20 protein-coding genes and 2 pseudogenes are annotated in these 21,809 nt (G+C 28.6%); 11 read left to right on the top strand and 11 right to left on the bottom strand.

Translation table 11 applies throughout. The features are described 5' to 3' along the window. The 4 genes and pseudogenes from WC168_RS02535 to WC168_RS02520 all read left to right on the top strand — a co-directional run. Positions 1 to 371 (top strand): annotated as a pseudogene (locus WC168_RS02535) (DEAD/DEAH box helicase); the annotation flags it as partial. A gap of 82 nt (positions 372 to 453) precedes the next feature. Next, positions 454 to 2,043, top strand: coding sequence for an inorganic phosphate transporter (locus WC168_RS02530; RefSeq protein ID WP_372617353.1), 1,590 nt, complete (start codon positions 454 to 456; stop codon positions 2,041 to 2,043). A gap of 40 nt (positions 2,044 to 2,083) precedes the next feature. Further along, entirely contained in the window at positions 2,084 to 2,995 is a 912-nt protein-coding gene (locus tag WC168_RS02525; protein ID WP_082949073.1) for an AEC family transporter, read from the top strand. Continuing rightward, positions 2,992 to 4,584 carry an asparagine synthetase B gene (locus WC168_RS02520; RefSeq protein ID WP_372617351.1) on the top strand — a complete coding sequence of 531 codons (1,593 nt, stop codon included), beginning with the start codon at positions 2,992 to 2,994 and terminating at the stop codon, positions 4,582 to 4,584. Before WC168_RS02525 ends, WC168_RS02520 begins: the two co-directional genes overlap by 4 nt. Before the next feature lie 28 nt (positions 4,585 to 4,612). Here WC168_RS02520 and WC168_RS02515 read toward each other — a convergent pair whose 3' ends face one another. The 8 genes and pseudogenes from WC168_RS02515 to rsmA all read right to left on the bottom strand — a co-directional run bounded on the left by WC168_RS02515 (position 4,613) and on the right by rsmA (position 12,709). Further along, a complete protein-coding gene (locus WC168_RS02515) occupies positions 4,613 to 4,996 on the bottom strand; it encodes a hypothetical protein (RefSeq protein WP_372617349.1) in 384 nt (127 codons plus the stop codon). A 71-nt stretch (positions 4,997 to 5,067) separates the two neighbouring features. Continuing rightward, positions 5,068 to 6,465 carry a PhoH family protein gene (locus WC168_RS02510; protein ID WP_372617347.1) on the bottom strand — a complete coding sequence of 466 codons (1,398 nt, stop codon included), beginning with the start codon at positions 6,463 to 6,465 and terminating at the stop codon, positions 5,068 to 5,070. After that, complete coding sequence (hemJ, locus tag WC168_RS02505; RefSeq protein ID WP_372617345.1) at positions 6,462 to 6,974, bottom strand: protoporphyrinogen oxidase HemJ; 513 nt, start codon at positions 6,972 to 6,974, stop codon at positions 6,462 to 6,464. Before hemJ ends, WC168_RS02510 begins: the two co-directional genes overlap by 4 nt. 9 nt (positions 6,975 to 6,983) lie before the next feature. Continuing rightward, positions 6,984 to 8,171, bottom strand: a complete 1,188-nt coding sequence (locus WC168_RS02500) for a replication-associated recombination protein A (RefSeq protein WP_372617357.1) — start codon at positions 8,169 to 8,171, stop codon at positions 6,984 to 6,986. Continuing rightward, positions 8,164 to 8,931, bottom strand: coding sequence for a pseudouridine synthase (locus WC168_RS02495; RefSeq protein ID WP_372617355.1), 768 nt, complete (start codon positions 8,929 to 8,931; stop codon positions 8,164 to 8,166). The genes WC168_RS02500 and WC168_RS02495 overlap by 8 nt, the downstream gene beginning before the upstream one ends. 35 nt (positions 8,932 to 8,966) lie before the next feature. Next, positions 8,967 to 9,929 carry an SIS domain-containing protein gene (locus WC168_RS02490; RefSeq protein WP_066160693.1) on the bottom strand — a complete coding sequence of 321 codons (963 nt, stop codon included), beginning with the start codon at positions 9,927 to 9,929 and terminating at the stop codon, positions 8,967 to 8,969. Between the two features lie 9 nt (positions 9,930 to 9,938). After that, positions 9,939 to 11,927 (bottom strand): ribonuclease J, encoded by a 1,989-nt coding sequence (locus WC168_RS02485; RefSeq protein WP_372617343.1) that lies wholly within the window; start codon positions 11,925 to 11,927, stop codon positions 9,939 to 9,941. Continuing rightward, a pseudogene (rsmA, locus tag WC168_RS02480) lies at positions 11,899 to 12,709 on the bottom strand (16S rRNA (adenine(1518)-N(6)/adenine(1519)-N(6))-dimethyltransferase RsmA). Before rsmA ends, WC168_RS02485 begins: the two are co-directional and overlap by 29 nt. Positions 12,710 to 12,780: 71 nt before the next feature. On the opposite strand from rsmA, the gene hisF reads away from it, so the two are divergent. The 7 genes from hisF to WC168_RS02445 all read left to right on the top strand — a co-directional run bounded on the left by hisF (position 12,781) and on the right by WC168_RS02445 (position 18,418). Continuing rightward, positions 12,781 to 13,542: an imidazole glycerol phosphate synthase subunit HisF gene (gene hisF / locus WC168_RS02475; RefSeq protein WP_066352117.1), complete on the top strand. Its 762-nt coding sequence runs from the start codon at positions 12,781 to 12,783 to the stop codon at positions 13,540 to 13,542. Then, positions 13,543 to 14,223: an SIMPL domain-containing protein gene (locus WC168_RS02470; protein ID WP_372617341.1), complete on the top strand. Its 681-nt coding sequence runs from the start codon at positions 13,543 to 13,545 to the stop codon at positions 14,221 to 14,223. Further along, positions 14,220 to 14,765: a purine-nucleoside phosphorylase gene (locus WC168_RS02465; RefSeq protein ID WP_066160707.1), complete on the top strand. Its 546-nt coding sequence runs from the start codon at positions 14,220 to 14,222 to the stop codon at positions 14,763 to 14,765. Before WC168_RS02470 ends, WC168_RS02465 begins: the two co-directional genes overlap by 4 nt. Next, positions 14,765 to 15,859: a 23S rRNA (adenine(2503)-C(2))-methyltransferase RlmN gene (gene rlmN, locus WC168_RS02460; RefSeq protein ID WP_372617339.1), complete on the top strand. Its 1,095-nt coding sequence runs from the start codon at positions 14,765 to 14,767 to the stop codon at positions 15,857 to 15,859. Before WC168_RS02465 ends, rlmN begins: the two co-directional genes overlap by 1 nt. 98 nt (positions 15,860 to 15,957) lie before the next feature. Then, on the top strand, positions 15,958 to 17,367 hold the full coding sequence (gene gltX / locus WC168_RS02455) for a glutamate--tRNA ligase (protein WP_319084857.1): 1,410 nt from the start codon (positions 15,958 to 15,960) through the stop codon (positions 17,365 to 17,367). A gap of 52 nt (positions 17,368 to 17,419) precedes the next feature. Continuing rightward, positions 17,420 to 17,701: an RNA-binding protein gene (locus WC168_RS02450; protein ID WP_066160714.1), complete on the top strand. Its 282-nt coding sequence runs from the start codon at positions 17,420 to 17,422 to the stop codon at positions 17,699 to 17,701. A 153-nt stretch (positions 17,702 to 17,854) separates the two neighbouring features. Beyond that, positions 17,855 to 18,418: a YceI family protein gene (locus tag WC168_RS02445; RefSeq protein WP_109158173.1), complete on the top strand. Its 564-nt coding sequence runs from the start codon at positions 17,855 to 17,857 to the stop codon at positions 18,416 to 18,418. Positions 18,419 to 18,459: 41 nt separating this feature from the next. Here WC168_RS02445 and WC168_RS02440 read toward each other — a convergent pair whose 3' ends face one another. Genes WC168_RS02440 through WC168_RS02430 form a run of 3 tightly spaced genes read right to left on the bottom strand, consistent with a single transcriptional unit; the run spans position 18,460 to position 21,802 of the window. Then, the gene (locus WC168_RS02440; RefSeq protein WP_066160733.1) at positions 18,460 to 19,722 is read right to left on the bottom strand and encodes a homoserine dehydrogenase; all 1,263 of its coding nucleotides are present in this window, start codon (positions 19,720 to 19,722) and stop codon (positions 18,460 to 18,462) included. Positions 19,723 to 19,779: 57 nt separating this feature from the next. Further along, entirely contained in the window at positions 19,780 to 20,991 is a 1,212-nt protein-coding gene (locus tag WC168_RS02435; protein ID WP_066160736.1) for an LL-diaminopimelate aminotransferase, read from the bottom strand. A 4-nt stretch (positions 20,992 to 20,995) separates the two neighbouring features. Further along, positions 20,996 to 21,802 (bottom strand): hypothetical protein, encoded by an 807-nt coding sequence (locus WC168_RS02430; RefSeq protein ID WP_372617336.1) that lies wholly within the window; start codon positions 21,800 to 21,802, stop codon positions 20,996 to 20,998. Positions 21,803 to 21,809 lie beyond the last annotated feature (7 nt).

The following is a 21,809-nucleotide window of genomic DNA, read 5'->3' as shown; positions in this document are numbered from 1 at the left end:
AAATAGATGATTTAAAAAAATCTATTATTACTCAAGAGATAAAAGATTATGCAATTGAATTAGTTGAAAGTTTAAAAGAAGAGTTTGATGTTTCAACAATTGCATTTAAATTAGCTTCAATTATTGCTTCAAAAACTTATGTAAAAGGTAATAACAATATTGGTAAAAATGAAGTTGATTTAAAAAGATTAACTGAAATGTTATCAAAAGTTACAGATAGAAATGATGATAGAAGAGGACATAGAGGTAGAGGTCAAGGCAATAGAAGTAGTAGAGGTGCTGGAGCTTCAAGGTCAAGACAAAGAAGCTCAAGTGGTTCTAAAGAGAGATCAGGATCAAATAGATCTCCTAGAAGTAGAAGAGCTGATTAAAAAGAGTTTCCCATAAAATATTTTAATAAGGGTATTTATTATATAATCCCTTATTATTACAATTTGATTACAAGGAAATTTTATGGATATTAAAACTATAAAGACCATTGAAAGTGCCACCGAAAAGTCTCTTTCAAGTTTTGCTAAATTAACTCTCTCTTTGCTATTTTTACTAGCAGTTTTTCTTTGGACATACTCTTCTCATGGTACAGTTCCTGATAATACTTTCTTAATTATTGGTGCAATTTTTGGGGCTTACATGGCTTTAAATATTGGTGCAAATGATGTTGCAAACAATGTTGGACCAGCAGTTGGAGCTAAAGCTTTAACTTTAACAGGTGCAATTATAATTGCAGCTATTTTTGAAAGTGCTGGTGCAATTATTGCCGGAGGAGACGTTGTAAATACTATTAAAAGCGGTATTATAGATCCGGCTTTGATAAGTGATACAAATTCATTTATTTGGGCTATGACAGCTGGACTTTTAGCAGCTGCTATTTGGTTAAATTTTGCCACATCTATTGGAGCACCTGTTTCAACAACTCACTCAATTGTTGGAGGAGTTATGGGAGCTGGAATTGCAAGTGCTGGTTTTGCTATTCTAAATTGGGGTAGCCTAGCTGAAATTGCATCTTCATGGGTAATATCTCCAGTTTTAGGTGGAATTGTAGCTGCTGCATTTCTATTTTTTATAAAAAAACAGATTATTTTTAGAGAAAATATGTTGGAACAAGCTAATAAGTTTGTTCCATATTTAATTGCTATTATGACATGGGCATTTACAACTTATTTAATTTTAAAGGGTTTAAAACAGCTAATAAACATAGGTTTTTGGGGAGCTTCATTTATTGGTATATTATTTGCTGTAGTCTCTTATTTTTTAATGAAAAGATATGTATCACAAACATCTAAAAATCTAACAAACGATAGAGCAAGTATCAATACTTTGTTTACTATTCCACTTATATTTGGTGCTGCTTTATTATCTTTTGCTCATGGTGCAAATGATGTTTCAAATGCAATTGGACCACTAGCTGCTATTAATGATGCAATAGTAAATTCAGGAGGAACAGCAGGGGTTAGTGCGAGCATTCCTTTTTGGATTATGTTAGTTGGTGCAATTGGTATTGTTATTGGTTTAGTTTTATATGGCCCAAGACTTATTAAAACTGTTGGTACTGAGATAACTGAACTTGATCAAATGAGAGCTTTCTCTGTTGCAATTGCAACAGCAGTTACAGTTATTTTTGCTAGTCAATTAGGACTTCCTGTATCTTCAACTCATATTGCAATTGGTGGTGTATTTGGAGTTGGTTTTTTAAGAGAGGCTATAGATATTACTGAGAAAAAATTTGTTCAAGATATTAGAGAGAAGTTTAAAAAACATAAAAAAGATTTAGAAAGATCTCAACAAGAACTTGCGAAATTAGAGGCTGTAAAAGACAAAACTAAAAACACTTATATTAAAATTGTTGACCTTTTCAAAAAAATCGATGATATTGAAGCACAAGTTAAGCAAGAGAAAAAAGATTTCAAAAAAGCTAAAGGTGCAAAATATGTTAAAAGAGATGCAGTAAAAAGAATTATTGCTGCTTGGCTTATTACGGTTCCAACTTCAGCTCTTTTAGCTGCAGGAATTTACTATATGATTAAAGGTATAGTTGCAGTATAAGTAGATTTTCTACTTATACTATATTTTTTAGGATTTTAAAATAGAAGCTATTTTTTCGGTTCTTCCAATATATTTTTTTATTTTATTAGGTTTTTTTGCAAAAAAAAGACTACAAACTCAAATAGATGAAAAATCATTAGTTCTACTATCTTTATATTTTCTTCAACCAATTATGATTTTTTGGGGATTAACAAAAGAGCCAATTAATTATGAGTTTGTATTATCTCCACTATTTTTTCTTTTATCAATGTTAATTTCTCTTAGTTTTATGCTTATGTACTCAAAATTCTTATTTTCTTCAAAAACAGATGAAAATATTTTTTTAGCAACAGCATTAATAGGAAATACAGGAAACTTAGGAATTCCATTAGGAATTGCTTTATTTGGTGTTGAATCAGTTCCTTATACAAGTATAATCAATATTGCAAATATATTTTTTATGTACACAATATCTATCTATTTTTTTGCACGAGATAAGTTTAATTTTAAAGATTCAGTTAAATCTATCTTTAAAATTCCAGTTATCTGGTTTGCAATTTTTGCTTTAGCCTTTAACTATTTTGAGTTTAAAATTCCAAAGGAGTTTGATTTTGCTTTAGAAATGGGAGCTTATACATCTTTAACTCTTCAATTAATCATTTTTGGAACATATTTGTATAGTGTGAAGGTTAAAACAATTCCTTGGAGATTATCCCTACAAATAAGTTTTGCAAAACATATTCTACTTCCAGTTGTAGGTATTGTAGTTATTGTAGGATTTACAAATTTAAATTCTATGATAGCATCAATTTTAATTATGGAGCTAATGATGCCTCTAGCAGTAAATAATGTAAATTTTTCTGTTGTTTATAATACTAAGCCAAGTGAAGTTGCAGCCACAATTTTAGTTTCATCTGCTATTTTTGTAGGAATTTTACATTTTTATATAGAGATTATTGAGTATTTTATATGAAAAAATTAGATACAGAACTATTAACTATATATTTTGAAGGTGAAATATATAATAAAAACTCTTTTAATTTAAGTGATAATCTTTTATTGTTAGAAGATTTTTATTTAAAGTATAAATATGATTTTTTAACAAAACTTGATGGAATTTTTGCTTTTTGTATTTATGATAAGCGAGATAATAGATATTTTTGTGCTAGAGATAGATTTGGTAATATTCCTTTATACTACTATATAAAAGAGGATAAATTCTATTTTTCAACTCAAATAAGAGATATATTAAATAGTTTATCAAATATACCAAAAATGAATAAAGTTGCTTTAAGTAAATATATTCAATATTTTTCTACTTTTGGCGAGGATACTTTTTATCAAGATATTTATAAACTAGAAGATAGTACCTATATTGTATATGAATTAAATAAAGAGCTAATCAAAAAAAGATATTATAAAATCAACACATATAAAGCCATAAATGATGAAAATACAGCCTTAAAGAGTTTAGAAGAGCTTTTATATTCAAGTATTGAAAAGCGTCTTAAAAACTCTCCTAGCTCACTTTTAAGTGGAGGAGTTGATAGCTCTTTGATTGCATCAATTTATACTAAGATTTCTGGAAGAAAAATAGATACATTCTCAATTGGTTATAGTGAGTTTAAAAACTATTGTGAACTTCCATATGCCAAAATTACTTCAAATTTTATAAATTCAAATCATCATGAAGTTATTTTAAATAAAAAAACTTATATTGATAATTTCTATAGTTCACTTGATAATTTTGATGAACCTCACGCTGATAGTGCATCAACTCCTTTAAATATCTTATTAAAGGGTGTTAAAGAGTTTGGTGCTACTGATATCTTATCTGGAGAAGGAGCTGATGAGCTATTTTTTGGTTACGATAACTATTCAAAATTTTTAAGATACTATAATTTTCAAAAATCTTTGACTAAAAATCAGTTTGATTTTTTAGATGAGATAATAGGAGCACTACAAAACAACACAAAAGAGAGTGAATATTTAAGAAGAGTTGTAAAAAAAGAGACTATTTATAACTCATTTGGTGAAGTTTTCAATGATATTCAAAAAAGAAAGTTATTTAAAAAAGTTCCAACATTTAAAGGTGAAACATCAAAACAGGATTTTATAGATAATATGAGCTATACAGATTTAAAAATTTGGGTTTCAAATGCAGTTTTAACAAAAACTTATAGAGTTACAAAAGCAAATAATTTGCAATTACACACACCTTTTTTGGATAATGATATATTAAAATATGTTTTTAGTATAGATAGTAGTCTGAAAATGGGAGATACAAACAAATATTTGCTTAAGAAAATTGCTCAAAATCATATTCCAGTTGAAATTATAAATAGAACAAAAAAAGGTTTTAATTCTCCATTTAATGAGTGGCTTCAAGATGAATTTGGAATTTATATTTTAGAAGTTATTTTAGAAGTTAATAAAAATACAGATTTATTTAATGATGATTATTTAAAACATATATTTAATCTAGCAAGTTCAAATAAATTTAAACAACATTTATATTCAATATTTATATTCTCTTTGTGGTATAAGAGAGTCTATCTATAAATAGTAAATGTTTCCCGTGAAACATCTACTATTTTTCCCAAAAATCATTCAATTTTTGATTTGTTTCAACTAATTCATTATCAAGTTTTGATTCACTATTAGCTGATAACTTCTCAATCTCTTTTAAAGCAATTTGAAAATCATCTTGTGAAATTTCATTATCACCAATTTTGTTTATTTTCTCTATTTTATCAGAAGTTTTTCCAGTTGTATTTGATTTTAAACTTAAATACTCTTTCATGATTTTTTCATACTCTGTAAAATCAAATATTATTGCAGATGGTTTACCATCTCTCAAAATTATAGCTTTTTGAATCTCTTTTGATTGTATTTTGTCAAAAATATATTTATTTTTTCTAACTAAATCAGTTGCTGAGAACATTTCATCTGAAGTGTACTGGATTAAAGACATTTTGTATTCCTTTACAAAAAATATTATGTATTATAACACAATATTTTAAGTTTAGGTTTTAAAATAGTTTATTAAAAAATTGATTCGGCCCACTCTGTAATTGGACCTCTTAATACCTTTTCAAGTTTTATTGCAAAAATATTTACAAAATTATTCTCATTTTTAGTAGATTTTAAAAGAGTTGTTAATGAGTTTGTATATCTGTTTACATAGAAATTATCTATTTGTTTATTTGAACCCAAAATTACAACTTTGCAAGAGTTATCAACCCTTGACAGAACCATTTGCATTGTTTTATTGGACATATTTTGAGCTTCATCAATAATTATAAAACTATTTGATAAAGTTCTTCCTCTCATCTCTCCAACCCACATAGTCTCAATACCGTAGTTTGAAATCATCTGCTCAATTCTTGCTGTTACTTCACTATCTTCAAGAGGTGTGTAAGCAGTATCAGATTTTTTATTTCTTCTTTTTTTGTGCTCACTTCTAATTATATAATCTAAACTATCCATTAAAGGGTGATTATATATTCTAAATTTCTCTTCAAGACCTGGTAAATATCCAACATCTTCACCTTTATCTAAAGATTCAATTGAGTTTCTTATATATATAATTTTTTGAAAATGTTTTTGGCGTACTAGTTTCAATGCTCCACTTAAAGCCAAAAGAGTTTTTCCACTCCCTGCTTTTGCTTCAACAATTAAAACATTGAAAAAGTGAGTCATAATTGCATTTGAAAAAAATAGTTGCTCTTTATTAAGAGGTGTTATTGTTTGATTTCTAACCTCTTCTTCATCTAAAATAACTATTTTTTTATTTTGAATAGAGGCTAAAACTATTTGATCTGAATTTTTAACTTTAAAGCAATATGAGTAATCACTTGATTTATACTCTTTATCAAATTTTGATATATTTTGATTGTTTATAAACTCCAAATCTTCGAAGTTTATATCAATTTCTTTAATAAATTTTTGATTAAACTCTATATTGTCTTTACCATGAAGTGCATCAGTTTTTAAATCCAAACTTACAGCTCTTGTTCTTGCCATAATATCCATTGATATAAAAATAACTTCTGTTTTGTAGTAATCTTTTATCTCAACAGCTAATTCAAGTATCTTTCTATCATTTAAAATATTACTTGATACATTTTTGCTAGATACTATGTACTCATCTTTTGAAACTATATCTATGATGGTTTCATATCTGTTTTTTATCTTTAATCTTACTATTTTTTTATCTTGATATTTTATTGATTCAATAATATTTGAATTTTCAAGTATTCTTGCAAACTCTCTAGCTTGAAAGTTAATCTCATCAAAACCACTCTTTTTGCTATCAATCTCATCTAAAACAGTCTCTGTTAAGATAATTAAATTCTTTGATTCATCACTAAGTTTAAAGATATTTGTAGCATCTTCTAAAAGGATATTTGTATCCAAAAGGTAGTATTTTTCAAATTTCATGATTTAACCTTTTTAGGTTTTAAAATCATATAAGAGATAAACGCAAATAGTGCAATAATTATAAATGAAAAAAGTATTGAGAAGTTTTTAGTAATTACATAAGTAACTATTAAAATAGCTAACATTGTGGGCATTTCATTGTACATTCTAAAAAATTTACCACTTTTATTACATCTATCTTCAGATAAAGCCTTTCTATAATACTCTAAAGATAAAGAGTAAGCTACAAGTAAAATAAGCATAAATATCTTTGCAATAAACCAATCTTGAGTAAGAAGTGCTGGATTTAAACTAATCATTGCTACTCCACTAAATATTGTTACCCACATTGCTGGATGACCAATATATTTATATATTTTAAACTCTTGAATTTTTACAACTTCAACAAACTCTTTTTTATCAATATTTTCAATATGATAAACAAAAAGTCTTGGAAGATAGAATAGCATTGCCATCCATGATAAAACTGCTATTATATGTAAACTTAATATCCAACTGTAATACTCCATAATCTTCTCCTATTTCGCTATATTTTTTATCTTTGATATCCACTCATTTAGAGTTTTTTCATAAGCAATATTTAGATTTTCATAAAGTTTCAAATCCTCTTTTAAATACTCTTGCTCTACATAACCACCAAAATCATGGGGATATAGGTATCCAATATGTTGTGAATCTAAATGTTTTGGAATATCTAATATTTTACCATTTTTAATCAGTTCAAGTGCTTTATTTACAGCTTTATACGCACTATTTGATTTAGGGCTAGAGGCTAGGTATATTACACATTGAGCTAAAATAATTCTAGATTCTGGATAGCCTATTTTATTGCAAGCTAGCATTGTACTTGTTGCAAGATTTAAAGCATTTGGATTTGCATTTCCTATATCTTCACTTGCAAAAATTACAAATCTTCTAGTTATAAAATCAACACTCTCCCCACCATCAATTAATCTTGACATATAGTATAAAGATGCATCAATATTTGAACCTCTTAAAGATTTAATCATTGCGCTTGCTAAATCATAGTGCGAACTACTAGAACTTACACCATCTCCTATTACATTTGCTCTTAATTGTTTTAAAGTATCTATTGAAATATTTTGATTTACTTTATATGCAAAGTTTAATAGAGTAAGCATAGCTCTGGCATCTCCAGAGCTTGAATATATCAAGTAATCTTTAACTTTACTTGATAAATTAATATCAATATCTTTTAAAACACTCTTCAAAATATTTTCCATCTCATCATAAGTAAATGGTAAAAACTCATATAAAAATGATCTTGAACGAATAGCAGATGTTAAAGTAAAAAAAGGATTCTCTGTACTTGCTCCAATTATAGTTGCATCATAGTTTTCCATTATTGGAAGAAGAACCTCTTGTTGATTTTTTGATAATCTATGAACTTCATCAATAAAAATTAAAGGCTTAATAAAACTATTTTTATATCTTTCAAATACCTTTCTTAAATCTTCAATTTTAAATGTTGTTGCATTAAAGTAGTAGTAATCTGTTCCAACTTCTTTTGCAATGATTTTAGCTAATGTAGTTTTTCCAGTTCCAGGTTTTCCATAAAAAAATAGATGTGGAATCTCTTTGTTTTTAATAAGTTGATAAAGTGCTTTATCTTTACCAATTATATGGGATTGACCAACAAAATTTTCAAGATTTGTTGGTCTGTATCTATTTGACAAATCAGTCATTATTCTCTTCATTTAGGAAAATTCTAAGATTTTTATACTCCTCTTTTGTCAAAAATCTTGATTTTCCACTAGGAAGGTTATTGAGGCTAACTCCTCCATACTCTAATCTTTTAAGATCCATAACAGTTAGTCCGAAGTGTGCAAAAAATCTTCTTAATTCTCTATTTTTACCCTCATTTATTACAACTTTTATTTTAGAAGTTTTCTCTGTATTTGTTTGTATATCATAAGCTAAAAATGGAGCAAAATTCATTGATTTTATCTTTGTATTTTTATATGCACCTTTTGTTGCATCCTCAATTGTAATTCCACTTTGCATAGCTTGTTCAACTTTAGGAGTTATAAAACCATTTACTTTAATCTTATAGACTCTCTCTAAATTTGAATGCATTAGTGCATTTACAACCTCTACACTGTCACTTAAAAGCAAAAGTCCTTCACTAGCATAGTCAAGTCGCCCTACGCTCATAAAGTGCTTATATTTGCTCTCTAAGCTATCATAAATAGTTCTTCTTCCTTGAGGATCACTTTTGCTTACAATTTCACCTTTTGGTTTATTGTAAACGATTACAGTGTACATTCTATTTTTATCTTCTTTGATTATTTTTTTACCAATTTCAACTTTATCTGTTGTTTTTACTTTTGTAGCTAAATTGCTTACAACTTTATTGTTTACTCTAACTTTACCTTCAGCAATAAGAGTATCGGCTTCTCTTCTTGAATAGCCACTATTATGAGATATAAACTTATTTAATCTCATAATTTCATAAGGCTCTTTTTTATCTAACTCTTTTTTCATTTTATACCAGCCTCTAATAAATCGTGGATATGTAAAACTCCTAGAAGTTTTTTATTTTTATCTGTGATAATTAATTGTTGAATTTTATAGTTTTCAATAATTTGTAAAGCATCACTTGCCAAAAGATTTTCATCTTCAAAAGTTTTAGGATTCATTGTTGCAATAGTTTCAACTGTGCAATCTATAGAGAAGTCAGACTTCATAAGTGCTCTTCTTAAATCACCATCACTTAATAATCCAACAACTTTTTCATCTTTATCAACAATAATTACTGAACCCAATCTTCCTTCACTCATTGTAATAATTGCATCTTTTAAAATAGTTTCACGTGAAACTATAGGTAAATTATCTTTTCTTAAAAGGTCATTTACTTTCACAAAAAGTTTTTTTCCAAGGCTTCCACCTGGATGAAAAGAGGCAAAATCCTCTTTTTTGAAATCTCTTCTTTTCATAAGGCATACAGCAAGAGCATCACCCATAGCCATAGTTAAAGTAGTTGATGAAGTTGGAGCAGTATCAAGAGGACAAGCCTCTTTTGTAACAGCTATATTTATAAAATAGTCTGCATATTTAGCTAAAGTTGAGTTAGGATTTTTTGCCATAGCAATTAGTGGAATATTAAATCTCTTTAAATGAGGTAAGATTTGAATTAGCTCTTCACTCTCCCCGCTATAAGAGATTCCAAGAACAATATCCTCTTTTCCTATCATTCCTAAATCTCCATGCATAGCCTCTGTTGGATGTAAGAAAAATGAGCTAGTTCCTGTACTTGCAAGTGTTGCAGCAATTTTTGCACCAACTAGACCAGATTTTCCAACGCCAGTTACAATTAATTTACCTTTAGACTTTACAATTAATTCAACAATCTCTTCTATCTCAAAAAAAATAGAGTTTGAAGCTAACTCTAACTCCTTAGCTTCAGTTAGTAAAACATCTTTTACTATCTCTTTATAGTTCATTTTATTTCCTTATTGAACAAATATAGTAGGAACGATCATTGGGTATTTTTTGTATTTTCTTACACAATGTTTTCTAACAACTTTTCTAAGCTCATCTTCTAAAATTCTACTATTTTTAAAGATTCCTGGTTTTGCATTGGCTAAGAATACAGCTAAAATATCTTCAATCTCTTTTTCAAAATTTCTATCTTGTTTACTATCTGAAAGAAGTCCAAATGATGCAACTTTTGGTTTACCAGCAACTGTTCTATCATTTTCATTTATTTGGGCAACAATCATAACAATACCCTCTTTTGCCATTGTTTGTCTATCTATTACGACATCATCAGATATTTTATGATTTAGTTGATTATCAATATAAACTTTACCACTTTTTACAGCTCTTACTTTTTTAAGATATTTTGGAGTTACTTCAACTTGTTCACCATCACTCATAATATATACATTTCTCTCTAAAATTCCACAATCAATTCCTGTCTGTGCGTGTTTTAAAGCATGATTATACTCTCCATGAACTGGTAAGAAGAACTTAGGCTTAACAAGTCTTAGCATAAGCTTTTGTTCCTCTTGAGCAGCATGTCCAGAAACATGAATATCAGTATGATCTTGATATGCAACATTTGCTCCAGCTTTTAGTAGATGATTTATTATCTCAGATACACTTCCCTCATTTCCAGGAATTGCTTTTGCAGATAATATTATTTGATCTTCAGGTTTTATTTTTATATGTCTGTGTTCATGAATTGCCATTCTATATAGAGCACTCATTGATTCACCTTGACTTCCTGTTGTCACTATCATTACTTCATTATCATTATATTTACCAACTTCATGTGCTTCAATAAATTGATCTTTAGGGAATTTTACATATCCTAAGCTCATAGCAATATCTAAATTTTTTTCCATAGATCTACCAATAACACAGATTTTTCTACCATATTTTAAAGCTTTTTCAATAGCTTGAGCAACCCTGTGAATATTTGAAGAGAATGTACTCATAATAACTCTTCCTTTTGCTGTTGAAAAAATTCTTTCAAAAGTAGGAGAAACAGCTTTCTCTGTTTTTGTAAACCCTGGAGTATGAGAGTTTGTTGAATCAGATGTTAAAACTAAAACCCCCTCTTCTCCATAGTGAGCAAGTCTGTGAATATCTGTTGGAAATCCATCATAAGGTGTGTGATCTATTTTAAAATCACCTGTGTGAATCATAGTTCCAGCGGCTGTTTTAATTGCAATTGCAGATGAGTCAATAATAGAGTGAGTAATATGCATCCACTCAATCTCAAAATCATTTCCAATTTTAATAGGAACTCTTTTTGAAATAGCTCTAAATAGTGATCTATGCTCTCTCATTTTATGCTCATCAAATTTTGAACCAATCATCTCCAAAGGAAGTGCAGATCCATAAATAGGAAACTGCATCTCTTTAAATAGATATGGCATAGCTCCAATATGATCTTCATGACCATGAGTAATAATTACTGCAACAATTTTATCTTTTATCTCTCTAAGATATGAGAAATCTGGAATTAAAATATCAACTCCATGCATCTCACCGTCAGGGAAACTCATACCAACATCTACAACGATTGCTTCATTTTCAGTCTCTACAACCATCATATTTCCACCAATTTCATTTAATCCACCAAGTGGAGTAATTCTAAGTTTGGCATTTGTGTTTAAATTGAGCTTATAGTGAGGATTTAATCTATCTTTATGAATTTTTTCATTTATAAGATAAGATTTTTTAAGATCATTTGTCCATCCATCACCACTTGTTGGCATATCTTTATTAATAAATCTAGGTTTATTATTTGGTCTTCTCTTTTTGAAATGAGGTTTTTTATCACCATCTTGCTCAATTGAGCCACTGTTTTCTTGATTTTCTTTGTTATTTTGATGTCTAGGAGCTCTTGGTTTAAACTCTCTTTTTTTAACTTCAACTAAAGAAGTTTCTTGTTGTGTAGTGCTATTTTCTTCTTTTTTTATCTCTTCCATTCTTTTACCTTTGTATGCATTTGGCTATACAAAGATGATGAAAGTTCATGAGGTCGTAGATTGTCGTTTATTGATAACTCTTCAAATAGAGTCTCAATTTGAGATTTATCTAAGATTGAGTTTAGATTTTTTGATAGTTTTTTTCTTGGTTGCACAAAACAAACTTTTAGAAATCTATTTAAATCCTTATCAATCTTTTTAGTTAAATCTTTTTTTATATAAAGAATTGAAGATGTAACCTTAGGCATTGGGTCAAATGCTTCACGTGGAACATCAAAAAGAATTCTTGAATCTTTAGAGATAAGTTCAGTAATTATCCCTAAAGATGAGAACTCTTTATCATTTACTTTTGCAGTAAATTTCTCTGCTACCTCTTTTTGAACCATTACAATAATGTGTTCGCAAAGTTCATCTTCAAAAGCTCTTAATATAATATTTGTTGCGATATAGTATGGTAAGTTTGCTATTAAATCATATTTACCATCATGTAAAGATTTCAGCTCGTCCCAAGCTCTTAAAACATCTATATGTTTAAGGGTGAATCTATTACTCTCTATCTCTTTTGCAAATTTCGACTTTAAGATACCGATTAAATCGGTATCAACCTCATAAGCTGTCACATCTTTGTATTTAACTAAGTTCTTAGTTAAATCACCTAAGCCAGGCCCAATTTCTACAATATGATTATTGTTATGGGGCATCGATTGGATGATTTTATCTAAAACGGTACTATCTTTTAAGAAGTTTTGACCAAACTCTTTTTTTGCTTTTACTTTTTCCATCAAGTTGGGAGTATATCTTTTTTTAACTTACATTTAGGTAATATTTATTACTAATTTTTAAGGAATTTTACTTGAATAATCTAACAAAAAGAATAATCCCATGTTTGGATGTAAATAATGGAAGAGTAGTTAAAGGTGTAAACTTTGTAGGTCTAAAAGATGCAGGAGATCCTGTTGAAATTGCAAAAAGATACAACGATGAAGGCGCTGATGAGTTAACATTTTTAGATATTAGTGCAAGTGTAGAAAATAGAGGAACTATTGTAGATATTGTTAAAAATGTTGCACGTGAGGTATTTATTCCACTAACTGTTGGTGGAGGAATACGAAATTTAGATGATATTTACGCTTTATTAAATGTTGGTTGTGACAAAATCTCTATAAATTCAAGTGCTGTTAAAACTCCAAACTTAATAGATGATGGAGCTAAAAGATTTGGAAGCCAATGTATTGTTGTGGCAATTGATGTTAAAAAAGTATCAGATGGTTCATACCATGTTTTTGTAAAAGGTGGAAGAGAAGATACAGGACTTGATGCAATTTCTTGGGCAAAAGAGGTAGAAAGTAGAGGTGCTGGAGAGATTTTATTAACTTCTATGGATACAGATGGAGTTAAGAGTGGTTTTGATTTAGAAATTACAAAAGAGATTTCAAAAATTGTAAATATTCCAGTAATTGCAAGTGGTGGAGCTGGAAATATGAGACATTTTAAAGATGCTTTTGAAGCTGGTGCTGATGCTGCATTGGCTGCTTCAATTTTTCACTTTAAAGAGGTTGATATTATGGAGTTAAAAAAATATCTAAAAGAGAATAATGTAAATGTTAGGTTATAGATGAAAAGAGTATCAAAGCTTCTACTTCTTTTGCCTATTTTTGCTCTCTCTTATGAATTAAACTTTAATAATAGTTTTTCAAAGAGTTTAAAGCCTGATATATTATCATCAACAGTAAATATAAGTGTTACAAAAGAAAATGAGAACAGTGCAAATAAAGAGATAGAGAAATTTAATGATTATTTAAAGAATACAAAAAATATTACATTAAAAAATACAAATTATAATTTGACACCAAAATATGAGTACATAGAGAATAAGCCATATTTCAAAGGTTTTATAGCAACTATAAATTTTGTAGTAGAATCAAAAGATTCATCTATAATAAATAGTTTTTTATCCGATTTATTGGCATTTAAAGATAGTCAAAAAAAGAGTGATATAAAAATAAATATATCTAATTTATCTTGGGATGTTAGTGAAAAATTACAAAATAAAATTATTGATAACTTAAGATTAGAATCTATACTTTGGATTGAAGATTATGCAAAAGAGATATCTAAAAAGAGCTCAAAAAAATGTGAAATAAAAAGTGTAATAATTAATGAAGATGGTAATTATAATTTTTCTAGAGTAAAAGCTGTAGCATTTTCAACAAATAGTGAAAATATGGATATTACACCAATAAGAAGTGAACAAAATATTAAAATTAATACAAATTATATTTTGGATTGTAAATGATAGTTAGTGCAGGAAAACAAGAGAGCTTTTCTTTTACAAAAGCAATTGGAGTTGGTTTGGTTGAAAGCGCAATGAACTTAACAAAAATTTGTCTATTTAATAGACCTGAGTTTATTTTATTTATTGGAAGTGCTGGAAGTTATGGAAATCACAATATTTTTGATATTGTAGAGTCAAAAAACTCTTCAAACATAGAGTTAAGCTTTTTGCAAAATTTTGCATATACACCAATAGATAATGCAGTTAGAATTGATACAGCTTTGACAAATAGTGAAGTTATTGTAAATAGTTCAAACTATATAAGTACAAATCAAATTTTATCAAAAGATTTTTTACAATACAATGTCGAACTTGAAAATATGGAGTTTTTTTCTGTATTAAGTGTTGCAAAAGAGTTTGAAATACCAGCTTTTGGTATTTTTGTTGTTACAAACTATACAAATGAGAATGCACATAGTGATTTTATAAAAAATCATAAAGAAGCAATGAACAGATTAGTAAAATATTTAGAAGATAAAAATATAATAAAAGAGGCAAAATAGTGGCAAAATTTGATGAGTCATCAATATATGACTACACACTAGATGAATTAAAAGAGATATTAAAGCCATCATTTAGAGCAAAACAGGTTTATAATTGGCTTTATAAAAAATATGCAAACTCTTATGAAGATATGAAAAATCTTCCAAAAGAGTTGATTGAAGATTTAAAAACAAACTATCCAATTGATATTTTAAAAGTTATAAAAAAAGAGCAAAGTAGTGATGGAAGCATAAAATATCTTTTTAAATTAAGAGATAATCATACAATTGAAGCAGTTTTACTTTTGATGAAAGATAAAAAAATTGATGAAGATGGACAAATTGTAAGAAGTGAAAAATATACAGTTTGTATCTCTAGTCAAGTTGGATGTAAAGTTGGATGTAGTTTTTGTTTAACGGCACGTGGTGGATTTGTGCGAAATCTTACAGTTGGAGAGTATATAGCTCAAATTGTTCATATAAAAAGAGATAATGAAATAGCTGAAAACAAGGCTTTAAATATTGTTTATATGGGAATGGGTGAACCTCTTGATAATTTTGATAACTTTGTAAAAGCTGTTGAGATTTTCTCAGAACTTGATGGTTTAGCAATAAGTAGAAGAAGACAAACGGTTTCAACTTCAGGAATTGCAAGCAAGATTAAAAAACTTGGTATTAAAGATTTACAAATACAACTTGCTATTTCACTTCATGCTGTTGATGATGAGTTAAGAAGTGAGCTTATTCCTATGAATAAAGCTTATAATATTGCATCTATTATTGAAGCTGTAAAAGAGTTTCCAGTTGATACAAGAAAAAAAGTTATGTTTGAATATTTGGTTATAAAAGATAAAAATGATAGTTTAGATGCTGCAAAAAAACTTGTAAAACTACTAGATGGAATTCAAGCAAAAGTAAATCTAATATATTTTAATCCATATGCTGGAACTTCATATCAAAGACCTCTTGAAACTGATATGATGAGATTTAAAGATTTTTTAAATAGCAAAGGTGTTATTTGTACAATTAGAGAGTCAAAAGGTTTAGACATAAGTGCAGCTTGTGGACAATTAAGAGAGAAAGATATTAAAAAGGATGAAAATGGCAATTCTTGAGATAGGTTTATTAATTTTTATAGTAGTAGTAGTAGTTTCAAGTGGAATTGGATTTTATATACATAATAAAAAAAATGAAAAAGATGAGGAGAATTAATATGACAGTTACAAGATTTGCACCAAGTCCAACAGGATATTTACATATTGGTGGATTAAGAACGGCTTTATATAGTTATTTATGGGCAAGAAAAAATGGTGGAACTTTTAGACTTAGAATTGAAGATACAGATTTAGCAAGAAATAGTGAAGAGGCATTGGGTGCTATTATAGAAGCTTTTAATTGGGTTGGTTTATCTTATGATGGAGAGGTTGAATATCAATCAAAAAGAACAGAGATTTATAAAGAGTATATAAACAGACTACTTGAAAATGGAAATGCATATAAATGTTATATGAGCAAAGATGAGTTAGATGCTTTAAGAGCCTCTCAAGAAGCAGCAAAACAAACTCCAAGATATGATGAGACATGGAGACCTGAAGATGGTAAAGTTTTACCACAAATTCCAGAAGGAATTGAGCCAGTTATTAGAATCAAAGCTCCAAAAACAGGAGAGATTAGATTTGTTGATGGTGTAAAAGGTGATATGAAGTTTGATGCCTCGTTTGTTGATGACTTTGTAATTGCAAGATCAAATGGAATGCCTACATATAACTTTGTTGTAACTATTGATGATATGTTAATGGAGATGACAGATGTAATTAGAGGCGATGATCACTTATCAAATACTCCAAAACAGATTGTTATTTATAATGCTTTAGGTGTAAAACATCCAAACTTTTATCATGTACCTATGATAAATAATCCAGAAGGTAAAAAGCTCTCAAAAAGAGATGGTGCTATGGATGTTATGGAGTATAAAAGACTAGGATATTTACCAGAAGCTTTATTAAACTTCTTAGTAAGACTTGGTTGGTCAAATAAAGATCAAGAGATATTTAGTATGAAAGAGATGCTAGAACTATTTGATCCAAAAAATATAAATAAATCAGCATCAGCTTATAATGCTGAAAAACTTTTATGGTTAAATAGTGAGTATATAAAAACTGTTTCAAATGATAGATTAGTTGAAGAGTTGAAATTTTTTGATTTAGATTTAACTAATTATTCTAAAAAAGATGAGATTTTAAACCTTGCAAAACAAAGAGCAAACACACTATTGGAACTAAAAAAATCAATTTTAGATATTAAAGATGAGCCTACTTTATATGAAGAGGCTGGAGTTAAAAAATTTATCAAAGATGATACAAGTGAAGTTTTAAAAGAGTATTTACAACTTTTAGAAAAAAATCTAAACTCTTTTGATAGTGTTGAAAAATTAGAAGCAATTACAAAACCTTTTATAGAAGAAAAAAGTCTTAAATTTCCACAAATTTTTCAACCAATAAGATTGGCTTTGACAGGTACTACACAAGCACCTTCTGTATATGATATTATTTTTGTTTTAGGCTTTGAAGAGGTGAAAATAAGAATTTTAAAAGCTTTGGAAAAAAATTTTAAAAACTCTTGATTTAGAAAAAATATTAAGGCATAATAACTAACTTTTTCAAAGGATTAAAAATATGAACATTTACGTAGGTAATTTATCGTACAGAATGAACGATAAAGATTTAGAAGCAACATTTGCTAAGTTTGGTGCAGTTAAAAGTGCAAAAATTATTATGGATAAAGAGACAGGAAGATCTAAGGGTTTTGCATTTGTTGAAATGGAAGATTCTGCTGCTGGTAATGCTGCTATTGAAGCATTAAATGGTAAAGAAGCAGAAGGAAGAACTCTAAGAGTTAATGAGGCAAAACCTAGAGAGGATAAGCCAAGAGATAGTAGACCAAGAAGAAGCTTCTAATCCTACTTTTTTAATGGGGCTATGCCCCATCTTTTTAAACTACAATACAATTTAAAATCAAAACTTTTTATAAATATCAACATCTAAAATATATTAATTTTATGTTAACTATAAGCATATATTATTGAACTTATTTAACTATAAGGAGCAAAAATGAATTTATTAACAAAAATAACAGGTAGTTTAGTATTAGCAACTGCTTTATTGGGAGCTGCAGAGTATAAAGTAGATAATGCACACTCAAATGTAGGATTTACAGTAAAACATATGATGATTACAAATGTTCATGGTAATTTCAAAACTTACGATGCTATGATTGATTTTGATGAGAAAAATAGAACTTTTAAAAATTTGAAAGCTACTATTGATACAACATCAATTTATACTGGGATTGAAAAAAGAGATGATCATTTAAGAAGTGATGATTTCTTTGCTAGTGATAAATTTCCTAAAATGACATTTGAGATGACATCATATAAAGCAGATGGTGATGATGGAAAAATGACAGGAAATCTAACTATTAGAGGAGTTACAAAGAAAGTAACTTTAGAGGTTGAAGATATAGCTATTTTAGGAGATAAAATTGGTTTTTCTATGGAAGGAAAAATAAATAGAACTGATTTTGGTCTAAAATGGAACAAGGCTATTGAACTTGGTGGTGTTGCAGTTGCTGAAGAGGTAAAAATTAAAATTGATGTAGAGGCTCAAAGAAAGTAGCTTTTGTAAGAGTTAAGATTTTAAATCTTAACTCTTTAATATCAATCCTCTATTCTTATCATAGCTGGTTTTGTTAAAACCACCTTTGAGTGTTCAAGTTCATCAATAGCTTTTTTAATATCTTTTTCTACACAAGTGTGAGTTGTTAGAAGTAGATTTGCTTTTTCACGCTTAAGAGATTTTTGCATCATATTCTCTATTGATATATCATTGTCTCCAAATATTTTTGCAACTTTTGCCAAAGTTCCACTTTTATCAGCTACTTCAAGTCTTAGGTAATATTTTGTTTTAATATCATCTTTTGCCATTAAAGTTGGTTGAGTTCCTACTTGTTTTTCAAAACCAAGCATAGGAGAGCCTTTCCCTCGTCTAGCAATATCAATTATATTTGCAATAACAGCACTAGCAGTTGCATCACCACCAGCTCCTGCTCCATAATACATAGTCTCCCCTACTTTATCTCCAACAACAGAAACACCATTCATAACACCATCAACTTTTGCAATCATCTTATCAAGAGGAACTAAAACAGGATGAACTCTTAACTCTATTTCATTTCCTACTTTTTTTGCAATTCCAAGCAGTTTTATATTGTATTCAAACTCTTTTGCAAACTCTATATCAATTTTAGAGATGTTTTGAATACCTTCAATTAAAATCTCCTCAGGTTTTACATCAATTCCATAAGCAATTGAACCCAAAATTAAAAGTTTATGAGCTGTATCAAATCCACCTACATCAAAAGTAGGATCTGCTTCTGCATAACCTAGCTCTTGAGCCTCTTTTAGAATTTGGTCATAACTAGCACCCTCATTTATCATTTTTGTAAGCATAAAGTTACAAGTTCCATTCATAATTCCTTGAATAGATTTGATATTATTTGCACTTAAACCATCTCTTAAAGCATTTATTATTGGAATTCCACCAGCAACTGCAGCTTCAAACTCAAATGGCGTATCACTTGCAAGCTCTTGTAGCTCATATCTATGATAAGCAAGAAGTGCTTTATTTGCTGTAACTACTGCTTTACCATTTTCTAAAGCTCTTTTTACAATCTCATAAGGTTTTTCAATTCCACCCATAAGCTCAACTACAATATCAATGCTATCATCTTCTAAAACTTCATTTATATCTGTAGTTAATTTAATACTAACATCTCTTTTTTTATCTAAATTTGAAACTACACCAATGTGTGGAACAATCTCAACTCCAGCTCGTGCTGTTATAATATTTTTATTATCTATTAAAATATTTGCAACACTTGTTCCAACTGTTCCAACACCAATAATTCCAACTTTAAGCATTTACCTATCCTTTTGACTAGTTCCTATTTAAAAGGAATCTAATATTCTAATAATTTTTTACTCTAATGTTTTTAAATATCTTTTTATATTTTTTGCAGCTTGTCTAATTCTTTTTTCATTTTCAATTAGTGCAATTCTTACATATTTATCACCATAGTGACCAAATCCAATTCCAGGGCTAACTGCAACTTGAGCCTCTCTTAGAAGTTGTTTAGAGAACTCTAAGCTTCCTAAATGTTGTGCTTTTTCAGGAATTTTTGCCCAAATAAACATAGATGCATTTGGTTTATCCATAACCCAACCAGCTTCAGCAAATGCTTGAAGCATAACATCTCTTCTTTTTTCATATTTAGCAACTATCTCATCAACACAATCTTGTGGACCATCAAGTGCAACTGTTGCTGCAATTTGAATTGGAGCAAACATTCCATAATCAAGCCATGATTTAATTCTTTTTAAAGCACCAACAAGTTTTTCATTTCCAACAACAAAACCAACTCTCCATCCAGCCATATTGTATGATTTACTTAATGTAAAGCACTCAACAGCAACATCTAAAGCACCCTTGGCTTGGAAAATTGAAGGAGTTTTATATCCATCAAATGTAATATCAGCGTACGCAATATCAGAGATTATATAAAATCTCTCTTTTTTAGCCATAGCTACAAGTTTTGTATAAAACTCAGGAGTTACAGTTGCACAAGATGGATTGTGTGGGAAGTTTACAACTACATATTTTACTTTTGGAATTGACTCATCAATTGTTTTTTGAAGATTTTTAAAAAACAACTCTTCATCTACTTTAAACTCATTATCAAATACTAACTCAAATTTATGAATAGCTGCACCATTTAGCATAAAAGCATAAGAGTGAATTGGATAAGTAGGATCTGGAACAACAGCAACATCTCCAACATTTACAATAGCTTGAACTAAATGAACATAACCCTCTTTTGAACCCATTGTTGCACAAGCGTGTTTATCTGGGTCTAAGAAATCTACATTATATTTTCTTTTGTACCAGTTACAAATAGCAAGTCTTAATTTATATATTCCAATACTAGCACTATATCCATAGTTTTTTGGCTTACTAGCTGCATCTTTTAATTTATCAACAATATGTTTTGGAGTCTCTCCATCTGGATTTCCCATAGAAAAATCTATTACATCAACACCAGCACGTCTAGCTTCCATTTTAATAGCATTAACTTCTGCAAATACATAGTTTGGAAGTCTTTTCATTCTTTCAAATTCAATTTCATCAAACATCTTATTACTCCTTAGTAATATTAAGCCCATTTCTTATATTTGTTAGGGCATAAAAATCATCAATTTTAACAAACCTAGCCTCACTAGGAACATTTAATCTTAAATTAGAATATCTTTTCTCTTTTTCAAAAACTCTTAAAATATTTAATTCATTATCATAGAAAACAACATTTGGATGCCAAATTGTTCTGTTGTTTGTCTCTATAGATAAAATCTCTGAGTTTGAAAGCTCAATCATATATGGCTTTGTTGGCTTTCTTAATGATAAAGAGCTATTATTTACTAAATCTTCAACCTTATATAGTGTTGAGTTACTTGAATCTATAAAATAACTCCACTTATCCTCAGCCTCTCTTCTTATTTTTAAAACTCTACAATTTGCATTTTGAAGCTCTAAAGATAATCTAAGAGGATTAATGGCGGCTGCGGTTTTTAACTTTATACTCCAAAAAAGTTGTTCACCATTTGTTGCTTGATTTTTTGTTATAAAATGTTGATTTCCAATAGCTTTTAAGATATCAGTTATATTTTTAAACGATTTTTTTGGACTTGAGCTAAATGTGAAAGTTACTTCAATATTTTTAATCTCATCATAATTTAGTTTTAAAAGTCCATTTTTATCTAACTCTTCACTAATTTTTATATAATCAATATTTCCATCTTTATAAAAGTTGCTTTGATCTTTGAATATATGATTAATTAGGTTTAGATGAGTATTATAATCTTCACTATCTATCATATTATAAATAGCTTGGTTTACATCTGCTTTTAAACTTAGTGCTAGAATAATCGTAAATAGTATTTTTTTCATAATAAAT

The sequence above is a fragment of the Aliarcobacter sp. genome, from assembly GCF_041672065.1.
GTDB lineage: Bacteria > Campylobacterota > Campylobacteria > Campylobacterales > Arcobacteraceae > Aliarcobacter > Aliarcobacter skirrowii.
This window is presented reverse-complemented; position numbering and strand designations above follow the sequence as displayed.

Bases quoted from the DNA above. Each gene is read 5' to 3' on its own strand.
- WC168_RS02530 (WP_372617353.1), top strand. From the start codon at position 454: ATGGATATTAAAACTATAAAGACCATTGAAAGTGCCACCGAAAAGTCT.
- WC168_RS02520 (WP_372617351.1), top strand. From the start codon at position 2,992: ATGAAAAAATTAGATACAGAACTATTAACTATATATTTTGAAGGTGAA.
- WC168_RS02515 (WP_372617349.1), bottom strand. From the start codon at position 4,996: ATGTCTTTAATCCAGTACACTTCAGATGAAATGTTCTCAGCAACTGAT.
- WC168_RS02510 (WP_372617347.1), bottom strand. From the start codon at position 6,465: ATGAAATTTGAAAAATACTACCTTTTGGATACAAATATCCTTTTAGAA.
- hemJ (WP_372617345.1), bottom strand. From the start codon at position 6,974: ATGGAGTATTACAGTTGGATATTAAGTTTACATATAATAGCAGTTTTA.
- WC168_RS02500 (WP_372617357.1), bottom strand. From the start codon at position 8,171: ATGACTGATTTGTCAAATAGATACAGACCAACAAATCTTGAAAATTTT.
- WC168_RS02495 (WP_372617355.1), bottom strand. From the start codon at position 8,931: ATGAGATTAAATAAGTTTATATCTCATAATAGTGGCTATTCAAGAAGA.
- WC168_RS02490 (WP_066160693.1), bottom strand. From the start codon at position 9,929: ATGAACTATAAAGAGATAGTAAAAGATGTTTTACTAACTGAAGCTAAG.
- WC168_RS02485 (WP_372617343.1), bottom strand. From the start codon at position 11,927: ATGGAAGAGATAAAAAAAGAAGAAAATAGCACTACACAACAAGAAACT.
- WC168_RS02470 (WP_372617341.1), top strand. From the start codon at position 13,543: ATGAAAAGAGTATCAAAGCTTCTACTTCTTTTGCCTATTTTTGCTCTC.
- WC168_RS02465 (WP_066160707.1), top strand. From the start codon at position 14,220: ATGATAGTTAGTGCAGGAAAACAAGAGAGCTTTTCTTTTACAAAAGCA.
- gltX (WP_319084857.1), top strand. From the start codon at position 15,958: ATGACAGTTACAAGATTTGCACCAAGTCCAACAGGATATTTACATATT.
- WC168_RS02450 (WP_066160714.1), top strand. From the start codon at position 17,420: ATGAACATTTACGTAGGTAATTTATCGTACAGAATGAACGATAAAGAT.
- WC168_RS02445 (WP_109158173.1), top strand. From the start codon at position 17,855: ATGAATTTATTAACAAAAATAACAGGTAGTTTAGTATTAGCAACTGCT.
- WC168_RS02440 (WP_066160733.1), bottom strand. From the start codon at position 19,722: ATGCTTAAAGTTGGAATTATTGGTGTTGGAACAGTTGGAACAAGTGTT.
- WC168_RS02435 (WP_066160736.1), bottom strand. From the start codon at position 20,991: ATGTTTGATGAAATTGAATTTGAAAGAATGAAAAGACTTCCAAACTAT.
- WC168_RS02430 (WP_372617336.1), bottom strand. From the start codon at position 21,802: ATGAAAAAAATACTATTTACGATTATTCTAGCACTAAGTTTAAAAGCA.